The sequence below is a fragment of the Flagellimonas sp. B-3 genome, from assembly GCF_056857835.1.
The window spans coordinates 320,946-337,453 of record NZ_JBSXNW010000019.1 but is presented as its reverse complement, the minus strand read 5'-3'; the positions used below and the strand labels follow the sequence as shown (position 1 = coordinate 337,453).

Annotated in this window: 8 protein-coding genes; 5 read left to right on the top strand and 3 right to left on the bottom strand. The window is 42.4% G+C overall.

Annotated features, from left to right (window positions below; genetic code table 11):
• Positions 1–17 precede the first annotated feature (17 nt).
• On the top strand, positions 18–1,724 hold the full coding sequence (locus AC13CS_RS08860) for a phospho-sugar mutase (RefSeq protein ID WP_293164128.1): 1,707 nt from the start codon (positions 18–20) through the stop codon (positions 1,722–1,724).
• A gap of 4 nt (positions 1,725–1,728) precedes the next feature.
• On the top strand, positions 1,729–3,555 hold the full coding sequence (locus AC13CS_RS08855) for an ABC transporter ATP-binding protein (RefSeq protein ID WP_293164130.1): 1,827 nt from the start codon (positions 1,729–1,731) through the stop codon (positions 3,553–3,555).
• 566 nt (positions 3,556–4,121) lie between these two features.
• On the opposite strand, the gene AC13CS_RS08850 is transcribed toward AC13CS_RS08855, so the two are convergent.
• Positions 4,122–5,186, bottom strand: a complete 1,065-nt coding sequence (locus AC13CS_RS08850) for a beta propeller repeat protein (RefSeq protein WP_293164132.1) — start codon at positions 5,184–5,186, stop codon at positions 4,122–4,124.
• Positions 5,187–5,245: 59 nt separating this feature from the next.
• Here AC13CS_RS08850 and AC13CS_RS08845 point away from each other — a divergent pair, with 59 nt between their 5' ends.
• Positions 5,246–6,460, top strand: coding sequence for a methyltransferase domain-containing protein (locus AC13CS_RS08845; protein WP_293165246.1), 1,215 nt, complete (start codon positions 5,246–5,248; stop codon positions 6,458–6,460).
• 280 nt (positions 6,461–6,740) lie between these two features.
• On the opposite strand, the gene AC13CS_RS08840 is transcribed toward AC13CS_RS08845, so the two are convergent.
• A complete protein-coding gene (locus tag AC13CS_RS08840; RefSeq protein WP_293164134.1) occupies positions 6,741–8,333 on the bottom strand; it encodes an amidohydrolase in 1,593 nt (530 codons plus the stop codon).
• Positions 8,334–8,929: 596 nt separating this feature from the next.
• Between AC13CS_RS08840 and purL the strand changes: the two genes are divergently transcribed.
• Both purL and AC13CS_RS08830 read left to right on the top strand, forming a co-directional pair.
• On the top strand, positions 8,930–12,637 hold the full coding sequence (gene purL / locus AC13CS_RS08835) for a phosphoribosylformylglycinamidine synthase (RefSeq protein WP_293164137.1): 3,708 nt from the start codon (positions 8,930–8,932) through the stop codon (positions 12,635–12,637).
• A 127-nt stretch (positions 12,638–12,764) separates the two neighbouring features.
• Positions 12,765–14,534, top strand: a complete 1,770-nt coding sequence (locus AC13CS_RS08830; RefSeq protein ID WP_293164140.1) for a long-chain fatty acid--CoA ligase — start codon at positions 12,765–12,767, stop codon at positions 14,532–14,534.
• A gap of 247 nt (positions 14,535–14,781) precedes the next feature.
• On the opposite strand, the gene AC13CS_RS08825 is transcribed toward AC13CS_RS08830, so the two are convergent.
• Positions 14,782–16,374, bottom strand: coding sequence for a BspA family leucine-rich repeat surface protein (locus AC13CS_RS08825; protein ID WP_293164143.1), 1,593 nt, complete (start codon positions 16,372–16,374; stop codon positions 14,782–14,784).
• Positions 16,375–16,508: the final 134 nt, after the last annotated feature.

Here is a 16,508-nt window from a genome sequence, read left to right as displayed (position 1 = left end):
AAACAACTATAAATACTATGGATTCCATTACCGATATAGCGCAAACTTGGTTGACCGATTTTTTTGACGAAGACACAAAAAAGGAAATCAAACACCTTATGGAAAACGACCCTGACGAACTCAAGGAACGCTTTTATAAGGATTTAGAGTTTGGTACCGGGGGCATGCGCGGTGTAATGGGTGTTGGCACTAATAGAATTAACAGGTACACCTTGGGGAAAAACACCCAAGGCCTTAGCAATTATCTTAAAAAAACATATACGGACAATGATCTTAGGGTCGTGATCGCTTACGATTGTAGGCACAATTCTAAATCTTTGGCAAAAACGGTGGCAGAGGTTTTCTCGGCCAATGGCATCAGGGTGCACCTGTTTTCCGATTTAAGGACAACCCCTGAACTTTCTTATGCCGTAAAGCATATAGGCTGCCATGCAGGGATTGTACTTACGGCCTCCCACAACCCGCCGGAATACAACGGGTACAAAGTATATTGGGCCGATGGCGGACAGATTGTGCCTCCGCAGGATGAAGAAATTATAGCGGAAATCAATGCGCTATCTTTTGAGGATATCAAATTTGATAAGGATGAAAGTCTGATACATTTAATTGATGAAGATGTGGACGAAGCCTTTTTTGATGCATCTGTAAAAAATGGAAGTTTTGATGCCAAAGGAAAGGACAATTTCAAAATCGTGTTCACGTCCTTGCACGGAACCTCCATTACCGCTATTCCGGAGGTCTTGAAACGAGCAGGTTACAAAAACGTTACCATTATTGAGGAGCAAGCAAAACCTGATGGGGATTTCCCAACTGTGGAATCTCCAAACCCTGAAGAACCGGAAGCATTGTCCATGGCCATAAAAAAAGCCGAAGAGATTGGTGCGGACATGGTGGTGGGCACCGACCCCGATAGCGACCGTTTGGGAATCGCAGTGCGCAACTTGGATGGTAAAATAGAGCTACTGAACGGGAACCAGACCATGGTACTCATGACAAAATTTCTTTTGGACCAATACAAGGAAGAAGGATTTAAGGGTAACGAATTTATCGCTACCACCATTGTTTCCACCCCCATGATGCAGCAAATGGCAAAATCGTACGGTGTGGAATTTAAAACAGCGTTGACTGGCTTTAAATGGATCGGCAAGATGATAAAGGATTTTCCCAACTCCCGATTTATTGGCGGTGGCGAGGAAAGTTTTGGATATATGGTCGGGGACTTTGTACGAGACAAAGATGCAGTAACCGCTACCCTATTGGCCTGCGAAATCGCCGCCAACGCCAAAGCCAATGGAAGCTCTTTTTATAAAGATTTGATCGATGCCTACGTGGAGTTTGGCTTCTACAAGGAAAAACTCATCTCCATCACCAAAAAAGGAATGAGCGGAGCAGAAGAAATCAAACAAATGCTGAAGGGTTTTAAAGAAAATCCAGTAAACAGCGTTCAAGGTTCAAAGCTGCTCTACATTGAAGATTACAATACCTCCATTGTAAAAAATGTACAGACAGGTGAGGAATTTACGCTTCATTTGCCAAAATCCAATGTGTTGATTTACGAGACGGAGGATGGCACCCGAATTGCCGCTCGACCCAGTGGAACCGAGCCCAAAGTCAAGTTCTACATCAGCACAAATGCAAAATTGGACAAGGCAGCGGATTATAAATCCGTAAATTCGCAGTTGGATACCAAAATTGAAGGTATCATTTCTGAGCTGAATTTATAAGTGAATGAACTACTTTAAAAAGATTCTCCAATTTGCGAGACCATACCGCAAATATGGTGTTCTGAATATTTTCTTCAATATTCTTTATGCATTGTTCAGTGCATTGTCCTATGCTGCACTCATTCCAATGCTTAATGTACTTTTTGATAAAACCAAACGAATCAGCGAGCCACCAAAATTTGAAGGTATCGGCAAGCTCAAGGATTATTTTGAAGGTTACATGAATTATCAAGTGACCCAATTCTCTGGTGAGGATCCCATGAAAGGACTGCTTTTGGCCGTGGGTCTCATTTTGTTTTTATTCCTCTTCAAGAACATCTTCAATTACTTGGCAATGTATTTTATTACCTTTTTGCGTAATGGAGTACTCAAGGACATCCGTAACAAAATGTACCGGAAAATCGTGGATTTGCCCATCTCCTACTTCTCCGAGAAAAAGAAAGGCGATGTTATTGCCAGGATCACTTCCGATGTATTGGAAATACAACATTCCTTTCTATCCATTTTGGAATTGATCGTGCGCGAGCCATTGACCATTCTGTTTACGATCATTGTAATGTTCATCATTAGTGTAAAGCTGACCATTTTCGTTTTTATTTTTATTCCCATCGCTGGAATGATCATATCCCGGATTGGGAAATCTTTAAAGAAAAAATCGGACAGGGTACAAAAGGAACAAGGTGAATTTCTCTCCATCGTTGAAGAAACCTTGGGCGGACTTCGCGTCATCAAAGCATTTAACGCGGAATCTAAATTCTATAATATATTTAAAACCTCAACTTCACGCTTTTTTAGGTTTTCAAACTCCTTGTTGAACCGTCAAAACCTCTCATCACCGACCAGCGAGTTCCTTGGAATTGTTGTTTTTGGCGTACTGCTTTGGTTTGGTGGACGGATGGTACTTTTGGAGGGAACCTTGGACGCCGCTTCTTTTATATCCTATATGGGGTTGGCATTTAATATATTAACGCCTGCAAAAGCCATTAGCAAGGCTTCCTATGCCGTTAAAAAAGGAAATTCCGCTGCCGAGCGTGTTTTGGAAATACTCGAATCCGAAAATCCCATCACCGATATTGATGGAGCTGAAGATAAAACGGATTTTAATTCAGGTATTGAATTGAAAGAAGTCGGTTTCAAATATGAAGACGATTACATCCTTAAAAATTTCAACCTAAAGGTTGATAAAGGGAAAACTGTTGCCTTGGTGGGACAATCCGGTAGTGGAAAAAGCACCGTGGCCAATCTGGTCACCCGTTTTTACGATGTAAATAAAGGAGACATACTGATTGACGGCACCAACATCAAACACATTACCAAAAAGTCGTTGCGCGGACTCATGGGGTTGGTAACGCAGGACTCCATTCTCTTTAACGATTCCGTAAAGAACAACATTGCCCTAGGCAAGGAAAATGCCACGATGGACGAGATTATCGCCGCTGCAAAGGTCGCCAATGCCCACGATTTTATTATGGAGCTCCCTCATGGCTACGATACCAATATTGGAGATAGCGGAAATAAATTGAGTGGTGGACAAAAACAACGCTTGTCCATTGCAAGAGCCGTGCTCAAAAATCCGCCCATCATGATATTGGACGAGGCAACCTCCGCCTTGGATACTGAAAGTGAGCGATTGGTACAGGACGCCTTGGAAAAAATGATGCTGAACCGCACTTCCATTGTAATTGCGCATCGACTGTCCACCATACAAAATGCAGATACCATAGTGGTGATGAGCAAAGGGGAAATTGTGGAACAAGGCACCCACGAAGAACTGATGAAATCAGCCAAAAGCTACAAAAAACTAGTGGAGATGCAGTCGTTTACTTCGTAGAGAGTTGGATTTTTTGATTGTTAGATTTTTGGAAGGTTGGATCATGAGTTCCCAACTCCGGAAGATTAAGGTTTTTCGTCCGCGATAGTTATCGGAACGCTCAGAATGACATTAAACTTCTCACATCGAGCGCAGTCGAGATGTTTTGGTTCGAGAAAATTAGTGCAATTCGTGTCAAGCAAGCTATGGACTCCTGCTTTCGCAGGAGTGACACGATGAAAAGGTCTAAAATGTCATTCCGCACTTGATGCGGAATCCAAACCCATCTAAATGAGATGCTGAAAACCAGTTCAGCATGACGAGCTTCTTTTAAATTGTCACATCGAGCGCAGTCGAGATGTTTTGGTTCGAGAAAATTAGTGCAATTCGTGTCAAGACAAGTTCAAGCTCAAGTTCAAGTTCAAACATCAAGTTCAAGCTCAAACTCAAATATCAAGCTCCCAAAACTCCCGATGTTTCGACTTTAGTTTATCCTGAGCATAGCCGAAGGGCTCAACGTGACACTTCGAACTTCGTGCTTCCGACACCGCGCACCGCGCATCAAACTCAAACATCAAGTTCAAATGTTACTGTGAACTCCTGACTCCTAAAGAACCCTTTTGCTTGAACACCAATTGTGCAATCCTGTTTTTTCCTGCAGCGTATGCAATTGAATCATTCAAAAAACGTAGAGTATAAAAAGGTTCTTCACTCAATTGCAACCAACTTTCACCCCCATCATGGGAATAGGAAACTCCTGTAAACCCGACGGCGACCAAAGCTTGTCCGTTGGAATTTGGAACAAACTGCACACAACTTTTATATCCAGGTTCCAGGCCATCAGCTACCAATTGCCAGGTTTTACCGCCATCAACCGTTTTTATTTTATTCGCCCTGTTGGATTCTGGTCGGGTGTAATCCCCTCCAATGGCAAACCCGGTCTGCTCATCAAAAAAGTCCATGGAATAAATACCTTGGGTGGGTTCATCCGAAATAACAGGAGTTTCTTGTATCTCCCAAGTCGCTCCTTTATCACCTGAAAAATAAATTCTTCCCTCCGTGGTTCCAATCCAAACTTTATTTCCCTGCACGGCAATATTGCTGTTACTGGCAGCAAAAGCACCTTCGCCCTCAATACCTTTAGGCAAGTCTGAACATGGTAATTTGCTCCACGAAGCCCCTCCATCTCTTGTAATAATAACAGAAAGGCATCCATTCACCGTATCGCCTACCGCAATACCTTCGGAATCGTTCCAAAACATAAGGCTATCATAAAAAACACCCTCCCCATCTTCCGTATATACCAATTCCATCTTTCCTTGGTCACCTGTTTTGTACAATAAGGCAGGGCTTTCCACCGAGAGCATAAAAAAATCACTTGAAGTATGCCCTACGGCCCTAAAATGCAGTTGAATGGAATCAAACATCTGAACATTTGCCCTAACCTTGTGCGAATTAACATCAACGGCGCCATACACTCCATTGCTCCCTGCAAATGCCAATGTTCTGTTATCCAAAAAGGTAATCGCCCGTATACTTACGGAGTCTTCAAAAACAGGTGTTATTGCAACAGATTGAAAGGGTTTTTGTTTTGGCTCCCCAGCACAGGAAACCAATACAAGAGCCATTAAAAAGGAAATGATTGACCTCATTGTATTTATTTTCCTCAAAAGTAAGCAGAAATCATACCTTTGCAACCTTATTTTATATGATGCGTTTACACAGAAACCTAGTATTTGCCGTAATTGATGCCCTTCACATGATTTTTAATGAGGGGGAATATGCCGATAAGGTCATAGAAAAAGTATTGCGGTACGATAAACGCTGGGGCGCTCGCGATCGTGGTTTTATTGCCGAGACCACTTATGATATTGTTCGGTGGAAACGTCTGTATTCAGAAATTGCTGAAGTTCACGAACCGTACAGCAAGCCCCATTTGTTCCGATTGTTCGGGGTTTGGTGCGTGCTACGTGGTGTCCGAATCCCCGATTGGAAACAATTGGAAGGTACCCCGGAACGTCGTATAAAAGGTAGGTTTGATGAGCTTTCCAAAATCCGAAAGTATAGGGAATCCATTCCCGATTGGATGGACGAACTTGGGGAAAAATCGTTGGGCAATGAGCTTTGGACAAAAGAAATTACCGCTCAAAACCAACAAGCCGATGTTATTTTGCGAACCAACACGCTAAAAGTCCCCAAACCGCAGCTAAAGAATTTTTTGGCGAAGGAGGACATTGCCACGGAATTTATAGAAGGGTACCCCGATGCATTAAAACTGGTGGAACGCAAGAATGTTTTTGTAACCCAAGCCTTTAAAGATGGTTTGTTCGAAGTGCAGGATGCCTCTTCCCAATTAGTGGCTCCATTTTTAGAGGTTGAACCGGGACAACGGGTGGTAGATGCCTGTGCCGGTGCGGGAGGCAAAACGCTTCATTTAGCCTCACAAATGCAAAACAAGGGCCAACTGATCGCTTTGGACATTTATGAAAGTAAATTGAAGAAGCTAAAAAAAAGGGCCAGACGGAATGGTGTGCACAATGTGGAAACCAGAGTGATTGATTCCACCAAAGTGATCAAAAAACTATATAATAGCGCAGACCGTTTATTGTTGGATGCACCCTGTTCAGGATTAGGGGTAATCAAAAGAAACCCCGACTCCAAATGGAAATTGGAACCTGAATTTGTGGACCGTATTATGGGAGTGCAGCAAGATATCCTTCAGAATTACAGCAAAATGGTAAAAAAAGGCGGACAGATGGTGTATGCTACCTGTTCCATACTTCCACAGGAAAATACAGAGCAAGTCAAAAAGTTTTTGGAGTCCGAAAACGGGAAAGATTTTGAGTTTGTAAGAGAACGTAATGTTTTTGCTTCGGAGACTGGCTTTGATGGGTTTTATATGGCGTTGTTGAAAAAGAAAGCCTAACAACAAAGAATCGAATTTAACATCAAGTACAGTCGAGATGTTGTATTCGAGAAAATTCGTGTCATTAGTGTCAAACAAGCTACGGATTCCTGCTTTTGCAGGAATGACAAGATGAAAAAGGTCTAAAACTATCATTCCGCACTTGATGCGGAATCCAAACCCAATTGGATGGGATGCTGAAACTAGTTCAGCATGACGCTTAAAAAATGAAACTTTGTCACATCGAGCGCAGTCGAGATGTGCTTAAGTTCTCGACTGCGCTTGAACTGACACATATTAATTATTCCTTCACCGTTGGATATTCTACCCCTAACTGCTCCAAATAGCTATCGTATTTGGTTTCATCATAGTAATACTTCTCCAATGCCGGTCTAAACATATCCTGCTTGTCCTTGTTCAAGAACGTTGGCGGCATATCATCTGCAGAAATCATGGGCTCGTACTTGGTTTCCTTGGTCTGTTCGTTATTGAAGTAGTCCCAAGCTTGGGTCAACAATTCGGGTTTTAACAAAAAATCCATAATGGTCATAGCTTCTGCTTTTGCGCCCGCTGTAGCCCCTTTGTGTGCAATCGGGGTCGCCATGGCAATGGCATTGGCCCAGTGATGCCCTGGCAGCCCAGGGATGTTGGACGGAAAACGCATAGTTACCGTGGGAACTTTCCACGAAATATCTCCAATATCATCAGAACCCCCACTCACAGGTTCCAACACTGGAAGTCCCAATTCGGACAATTCTGTGGGCAATCCTTCTATTTTTTTGGATTTCATCTCTGTTTGCACAGCTTTTGCCAATTTTTGGTCGGCTTCGGACCAAGTGGGCAAACCAACTTCCTTTATATTTTCATGCATGGTCTCTGCGATTACCTTGTTAAAGTGTCTTGGCCATGCGGTACCCAACACGCGGGAAGTCATTTTGGTTCCTGTCATCATTGCAGCACCTTTGGCAATATCGTTGGCCTCTGCATACATTTCCATAATACCTTCGTAGGTAACGTCCCTAAAATAGAACCAAATAGCAGCTTTGGATGGCACTACATTGGGCTGGTCTCCTGCATCGGTAAAAATGGAATGGGAACGCTTCAACGGGTGAAGGTGTTCTCTCTTGTAATTCCATCCCACGTTCATAAGTTCCGCTGCATCCAGCGCACTACGTCCCCTCCAAGGTGCTCCGGCGGAATGTGCCGCTTCACCCTCAAACATATATTCCACAGAAATAAGGCCAGTTCCCCGAGTAGGCCCCCAAGAAACGCTCAGGTTACTGCTCACATGGGTAAAAATGCACATATCAATATCATCAAAAAGGCCATCTCTTACATACCAGGCTTTGGCTGCAACCAATTCCTCGGCAATTCCTGGCCAAAGAATCAATGTTCCTCCAATCCCTTCTTTTTCCATCACCTCTTTTACGGCCAATGCCGATGTGATATTCAATGGAATACCGGCATTGTGCCCTTCACCGTGCCCAGGCGCTCCTTCCACAATAGGTTTATGATATGCTACGCCTGGATACTGTGATGCTTTGGGAATACAATCCACATCGCTCCCTAAAGCAATAACGGGACCTTCCCCATTACTCCATGTTGCAAACCATGATGTTGGAATGTTGGAAACGGAATGTTCAACGGTAAAACCGTTATCTTCTAAAATGCCAGTAAGGTATTTGGAACTTTCCTCTTCTTGGAACCCCAGTTCGGCAAAACTAAAAATTTTGTCGACCATTACCTGTGTCTGCTTTTTATTGGCTTCCACTAGGGCTTCTACTTCGGCCTTGAATTTTTTGATTTGACTTTTTGAGTATTTTTTTTGTGCAATCGAAGAAGTTGCTCCTGCAAAAAGCATAATCCCGCACAATAGGATGTTGGTAGTTTTCATAAGGTTGGTTTTGAGTTAGCTATATTTCATCCAAGATAGGAAAAGTTGCTTAACTTACCCGATAATCAAGGTTTAAATGCTCCGAGGCTTGCCCCAGGGGTAGTTTTATGCCCAAAGGTATTTGACCTACCGTTTTTAGTGAATTGACAAAATCATTCAACAAAATTTTGAGCAAAACCAGAATGAGCCCAACAAAAAACATAAAACTGTTTGCCCGGCCTTGTTTTTCAGGTATAAAATCCAATCAAAACATGTTCCTGACGATATTTCTTATTAGGTGCCTGAAAAAATTATTCCAATTCCAATCATCCTCAAACAAGCCAATCAAAATAATGAGAACAATCAGAAATACAATTACAAGTGCTTGATTCCTATAATTTGTTCTTTTATTCTCTTCCATTCAAGTGATTGCTTAAAGCTCCACCAAATATATACGAATGCTCTACGTACAATGTGTTGAATTGATGGATGCCCTTTTTGAATTGACGAATATGCTATCAACAGCACTTCGTTAACAAAACACCTTTACAGTAGGATGAATTACGTTCCAAAATCGTAAATTTGCACTTTCTTAAACCGTTCAACGCACAGATTGTATGATCCATTTTTTTGGGGACAAGGCGACCAAGGTTTTTGCCGTCCAAACCGCTCAGGAAATCACTCAGGAAAACATTAATAAACTGACATGGTTGTTTGGCAACCAGCCTAAGATTGAAGCGGCGTCTCTCGACGCCTTTTTTGTTGGGCCACGTGCCGCCATGATTACGCCCTGGAGCACAAACGCTACCGAGATCACCCAAAATATGGGCATCGCTGGAATTATCCGTATTGAGGAATTCCACGCGGTAACGGAAAAATTCACCGATTTTGACCCAATGCTGTCCCAGAAATATAGCTCTTTGGGGCAAGATATTTTCACCATCAACATAGTTCCTGAGGCTATCCAAGAGATTGATAACATCGCTTCTTACAATGAGAAAGAGGGACTTGCCCTTAGTGATGAAGAGGTGGAATATCTTGAAGGGCTTTCCAAAAAGTTGAATCGTAAGCTGACGGATTCCGAAGTATTTGGTTTCAGTCAGGTAAATTCCGAGCATTGCAGGCACAAAATTTTTAATGGGACCTTTGTGATTGATGGAGAGGAGAAACCTTCTTCCCTATTTAAATTAATCAAAAAAACATCCGAAGCCAACCCTAATGATATCGTTTCGGCTTACAAGGACAATGTTGCCTTTATAAAAGGGCCCAAAGCAGTTCAGTTTGCACCCAAAAGTGCGGATAAGCCCGACTTTTATGAAGAAAAAGAGTTTGACTCCGTACTATCGCTAAAAGCGGAGACCCATAACTTCCCGACCACCGTGGAGCCTTTTAACGGTGCCGCAACAGGTTCTGGAGGTGAAATCAGAGATCGTTTGGCTGGCGGAAAAGGGTCTTTGCCTTTGGCAGGAACCGCTGTGTATATGACCTCCTACTCCCGCTTGGAAAAAAACCGTCCATGGGAAAATGGAATGAAAGAACGGGATTGGCTGTATCAAACCCCAATGGATATTTTGATCAAAGCATCCAACGGAGCATCCGATTTTGGAAATAAATTCGGTCAACCTTTGATTGCGGGTTCCGTGCTTACTTTTGAGCATGATGAATCAAAAGACATCTCGACTGCGCTCGATATGACACCTCGAAAACTGGGCTTCGATAAGGTAATTATGATGGCTGGAGGTATTGGCTATGGTAAAACCGGCCAAGCTTTGAAAGATACACCAAGCAAAGGAGACAGAATAGTTGTTCTAGGCGGTGACAACTACCGTATTGGGATGGGTGGAGCCGCCGTATCCAGTGCAGATACTGGTGAATTCAGTTCTGCCATTGAACTGAATGCCGTGCAGCGTTCCAACCCAGAAATGCAAAAAAGAGCTTCAAACGCCGTACGTGGCCTGTTTGAAAGTCATGACAACCCCATTGTTTCCATTCACGATCACGGAGCAGGTGGACACTTGAACTGTCTGTCCGAATTAGTAGAGGAAACCGGGGGAACCATTGATACGGACAAGTTGCCCGTTGGAGACCCTACGCTTTCCAAAAAAGAATTGATAGGCAACGAATCCCAAGAACGGATGGGATTGGTAATCGGTGAAAAGGATTTGGACCTATTGGACCGTGTTTCGGCACGTGAACGTTCGCCCATGTACAACGTAGGCGAAGTGACAGGCGACCATACGTTTAAATTTACTTCAGGAGAAACAGGGGAAACCCCAATGAACTTGGAACTTTCCGATATGTTCGGAAGTTCTCCCAAAACCATTATGGCCGACAAAACGGCCCAGCAAAAATATCCCGCCCTTTCATATTCTTTGGAGCATTTCCACGATTATTTAGAGCAAGTGCTACAATTGGAAGCCGTGGCCTGTAAAGATTGGCTAACGAATAAAGTAGACCGTTGTGTTGGCGGTCGCGTTGCAAAGCAACAGTGTGCTGGCCCATTGCAATTGCCATTGAACAACTGCGGTGTAATGGCGCTCGATTTTAAAGGCAAGGAAGGAATTGCCACCAGTATTGGCCACTCCCCTATTTCGGCTTTGATTGACCCTGTTGCCGGTAGTAGAAACAGCGTAGCGGAATCGTTGACCAACATTGTTTGGGCACCGTTGAAAGATGGTTTAAAATCCGTGTCACTCTCCGCAAACTGGATGTGGCCTTGTAGAAATGAAGGTGAGGATGCCCGTTTGTATGCTGCAGTAGAGTCTCTGTCTAAATTTGCCATAGATTTGGGCATTAACGTGCCCACTGGAAAGGATTCGCTTTCCATGAAACAAAAATATAAGGATGGTGAAGTATTGTCCCCAGGAACTGTAATCATCTCCGCAGCAGCTAATTGCAACAACATCAACCAAGTGGTGGAGCCCGTTATGCAGAAAGACGGTGGCGATATCTACTACATCAACCTATCCAAGGATAGCCACAAACTGGGCGGTTCCTCTTTTGCACAGATTTTGAATGGTATTGGTGACGAAGCACCATCTGTTTTGGATGCCAGCTATTTTAAGACGGCTTTCAACACCTTGCAAAAACTTATCAAAAATGGCCAGATTTTGGCAGGTCACGATGTAGCTTCAGGTGGTTTGATAACAACCTTATTGGAACTTTGCTTTGCGGATAATGATTTGGGTGCCAACTTGGATTTGTCCAGCTTGAACGAGCAGGATATCATCAAACTATTGTTCTCCGAAAACATTGGAGTGGTGTTCCAATCCAAAGATGCATCAGTAGAAAAGGAACTGAAGGCTGCGGGTATTGAATTTGCCAAAATCGGTACGCCAACCTCCGAAAGCACTTTGAAAATCAAAAATAATGGTATAGAAATCGGGTTAAATATTGCCTCATTGCGTGACACTTGGTTCAAAACGTCTTATCTATTGGACAACAAGCAAACCGCAAATGGTTTGGCCAAAGACCGTTATGATAACTACAAGAAACAACCGTTGCACTATATTTTCCCTAAAAATTTTGATGGAAAACTTACCCCCTCACCCTTAGGGGGAGGTCGGGAGGGGGCTCCCAAAGCAGCCATTCTGCGCGAAAAGGGAAGCAATTCCGAACGTGAAATGGCCAATGCCATGTACTTGGCTGGTTTTGATGTAAAAGATGTACACATGACCGACCTTATCACGGGTAGGGAAACCTTGGAGGACATACAGTTTATTGGTGCCGTTGGAGGTTTCTCCAACTCCGATGTTTTGGGAAGCGCCAAAGGATGGGCGGGAGCCTTTAAGTACAACGAAAAAGCCAACAAAGCCTTAAAAGATTTCTTTGCCAGACCAGACACTTTATCCGTAGGGATTTGTAATGGTTGCCAATTGTTCATGGAGTTGGACCTCATCAACCCAGAACATGAAACTCACGGAAGATTGACCTATAACGACTCCAACAAGCACGAGAGTAATTTTACTTCGGTTAAAATTCAAGAGAACAATTCTGTGATGCTTTCCAACATGGCAGGAACCACGCTCGGGGTTTGGATAAGTCATGGTGAAGGCAAATTTAGTCTTCCACATACCGAGGACCAATACCATATTGTGGCCAAATACGGTTACGAGAGCTACCCGGCCAATCCAAACGGAAGTGATTACAATTCAGCCATGCTTTGCGACAAAACAGGTCGCCATTTAGTGACCATGCCGCATATCGAGCGTTCTACGTTTCCTTGGAACTGGGCGCACTATCCAAAGGATAGAACCGATGAAGTGTCGCCTTGGCTACAGGCATTTGTGAATGCACGGGAATGGTTGGAAAATTTGGAAGATTAGTATAATTTACCCTGCTTGGAGGTTATTATTTGGGGATTTTTCAAAATTTACCTTATCTAATTGTTAAATCTGTTTCATTGTTAAGGTCTGATTTGCTAATTTGCAATCGCTTAACATATAACTAACTATGCAGACGGTTACCCGATTATTTGATTTCCCATACTATCAACTTGAAAAATACCCCTTAGAAAAATCATTGGTCACCAAAAGTGACGGTAAATGGATAGCTACATCCACACAACAGTACATTGACAAAGCCAATGCCGTGAGCAGGGCCTTACTTCGTATGGGCGTTAAGCCTAACGACAAAATTGCTGTGATTTCCATGACCAACCGAACGGAATGGAATATTGTTGATATTGGAATTCTTCAAATTGGGGCACAGAACGTACCCATTTACCCTACCATTTCCGAAGAAGATTACGAGTATGTCCTGAACCATTCCGAAGCAAAATATTGTTTTGTTTCCTGTGGCGAAGTGTTGGAAAAGGTCTTGTCCATAAGCTCAAAAACTGACAAGCTGGAAGAGATTTATTCCTTTGATGAACTGGATAATTGCAAAAACTGGAAAGAGGTCGTGGAATTGGGAGCCGATACGTCCAACCAAGGTGAGGTCGAAAAATTAAAAGATGCCGTAAAGCCTGATGACTTAGCTACCCTCATATATACTTCTGGTACCACAGGAAAACCAAAAGGAGTTATGCTATCTCACAACAATATAGTTTCCAACGTGGTCGATAGCCAAGTTAGGGTTCCTTTTGAAACGGGTGGAACCGCCCTGAGTTTTTTGCCTGTTTGCCACATTTTTGAACGGATGATTCTTTACCTCTACCAATATTGTGGTGTAGAAATTCATTTTGCGGAAGGGCTGGACAAAATCAGTGATAACGTGAAAGAGGTGAAACCCCATGTAATGAGTGTTGTTCCCCGATTGCTGGAGAAAGTCTATGATGCCATTATTGCCAAGGGAACCAATTTAACGGGCATAAAAAAGAAACTCTTTTTCTGGGCTGTGGAAGTGGGACTCAAATTTGAGCCTTACGGTGCAAACGGCTGGTGGTACGAGAAAAAACTTGGGCTTGCCCGTAAATTAATATTTAGCAAATGGAAAGAAGGTCTCGGTGGTAATCTATCCGTTATGGTTTCCGGTAGTGCCGCGCTACAACCAAGGCTTGCCAGAATTTTTGCTGCAGCGGAGATGCCCGTAATGGAAGGATACGGACTTACGGAGACCTCGCCCGTAATTGCTGTAAACGACCAACGCAACAAAGGTTGGAAAATTGGCACCGTAGGAAAAATGATCGACAACGTAGAAGTGAAGATTGCCGAGGACGGGGAAATTCTTTGCAAAGGCCCCAATGTAATGATGGGCTACTACAAAGACCCGGAAAAAACCGCAGAAGTGATGACAGGAGCCTATTTCCATACCGGTGACATCGGCGAGATTGATGCTGAGGGCTTTTTACGCATTACCGACCGTAAAAAAGAGATGTTTAAAACATCCGGCGGAAAATACGTGGCGCCACAGTTATTGGAAAACCGTTTTAAACAATCCCGATTTATAGAACAAATAATGGTTGTAGGCGAAGGTGAAAAAATGCCGGCAGCTTTGATTCAGCCCAATTTTGAATTTGTAAAGGAATGGGCCAAGCGCCATAATATTGACTTGGGATCAAATGATGAACTGGTCAAAAACGAAAAGGTGATCGCCCGTATGCAGGAAGAAGTGGATTGGGCCAACCAAGAGTTCGCCAAATGGGAAAAGGTAAAACAGTTCAGACTTACCCCTGATGTTTGGAGCGTGGAAGAGGGACACCTAACCCCTACCATGAAATTGAAACGCAAGCCAGTTAAAGAAATGTATCTGGATTTGTACAATGACATCTACGGATATTAATCAATTTATAATGACCAATTATTAATAGACAACAATCAATGTTCACCGCCATTTCGAGGTGGTATCCTTAGCGGAGTAGAAGGAACCATAGATAAATCTCTTGAAGTTCGACTTGGAAATGAACAATGAGTTGTATTCAAAACTTGATTGTCATTCCGACTGTCCCAAAAGTTATTGAAGAATCCATTGACTTTTGAGTTTCCAGCAATAAAAAAACCAACGGAAATCCGTTGGTTTTTTACTTAAATCAATTGCCAGAGCAATCAACCATATCCGGCGGACTAGAGAATGCCCATTCCAATTCAATATTGAGTTTAAAGACCATTGCGTCCAATGCTTCTTGATTATCGCTACAAAGACTCATTCCTTCAATACCTACAGGAATGTACGGTTGAAGGTTTGGATTGCTAGCCCAACCTATCATTGTATCTGAAAATCTCTCTGGAGACATCCCTGAATCATTAAATATTCCAGTCATATCTTCAACACCTGCAATATCCCAAGCCCCAATGTTTTGATTAAAAGAATGGGCATTTAAAAACATTTCTGACATATCTTCAACTTTTGATACATTCCAACCGCCAATATCTGAATTGAATGATTCTGCTGCTCTAAACATTCTCTTCATATCTGTGACATTGCCGGTTTCCCATAAACCAATATCTCCATTGAAAGAAGTGGCCTCAGAAAACATTTTTTCCATTGTTGTAACATTACTTACATCCCAGTTACTCAAGTCTCCATTAAATGAAGTATTATTAGCAAACATACTGCGCATATTTGTCACTTCACTTACATCCCATCCACTGATATCTGCATTAAATGTTTCCGTTGAGAAAAACATACCTTGCATATTTGTTACATTACTTACATCCCATCCACTAATGTCCGCATTAAATTTTGTCGCTGAGGAAAACATACTTCCCATATTTGTTACATTACTTACATCCCAACTACCAATATCACCATTAAATGAATAAGCATCAGCAAACATTAAATCTGTTCTTGTAACATTGCTTACATCCCACTCACTAAGATCACCGTCGAAAAGATTCGCCCAATGAAAAGCTTGTGACATACTTTGGACATTTTCTAAATTTGGTATATCAGTAGCATTATATTCCATATATTGACATAATGCAAAAGCACCAGAGAAACTTTGCCAAACAATATTGCCCCACTGTTCTATGCCTTTTAAGGTTCTCCTAATATGAATAGGTTGATCCCGCATCAAAATATGGGGGAAATCTCCTTGAATGGAAACATAATAGGTTCCTACATTTGTATAAATGTGGGTTGGGTTTCTTGACGTCAGCTCTTCAACAGGAGAGCCATCTCCCCAATCAATTTTATAATCATATTCAAGTTCCATTGATGTGCCCGTACCAATGGTTAATTCAAAATTACTGCTGGATATTTCCCATTTGGTAATAAAGGATTCGGGGTCTTCAACCATACTGTCAAAAACATTGGTAACAGTAATTGTCATTAAACCATTTCTAACCTGTTTACCGTCGGATACTGATACAAGAATAGTATGTTCGGTAGATAATTCATAGTTCAACTCTTTCCCAGGAGCAAGACTTATTACTCCCGATTCCGTAATTTCAAATAAATCATTATCATTTTGGACAATACTGAAAATAAGGGTATCCTCATCTTTATCTGTGGCAGCAACAACTCCGATTTCCTCCGAATCAGAAATATCTTCAGCAACCGTAAAACTTTGCACCTCAACTTTAGGGGCATTGTTCTTAGCTGGTTCCGGACCGTCGTCTTTACCACAGGACCATAGCAATACAAGCGAAATAATCGCACATAATAGATTTTTGATATTCATAATAAATATTTTGATAAATAGGTATTTTCACAATATCCAATATTCATGCTGTTATTTTGACTACGATCTGACCGATGCCCCATTTGAATTGATGTATGAAGTATTCTTCTCAATTTTTGATAAAAAAACATCAA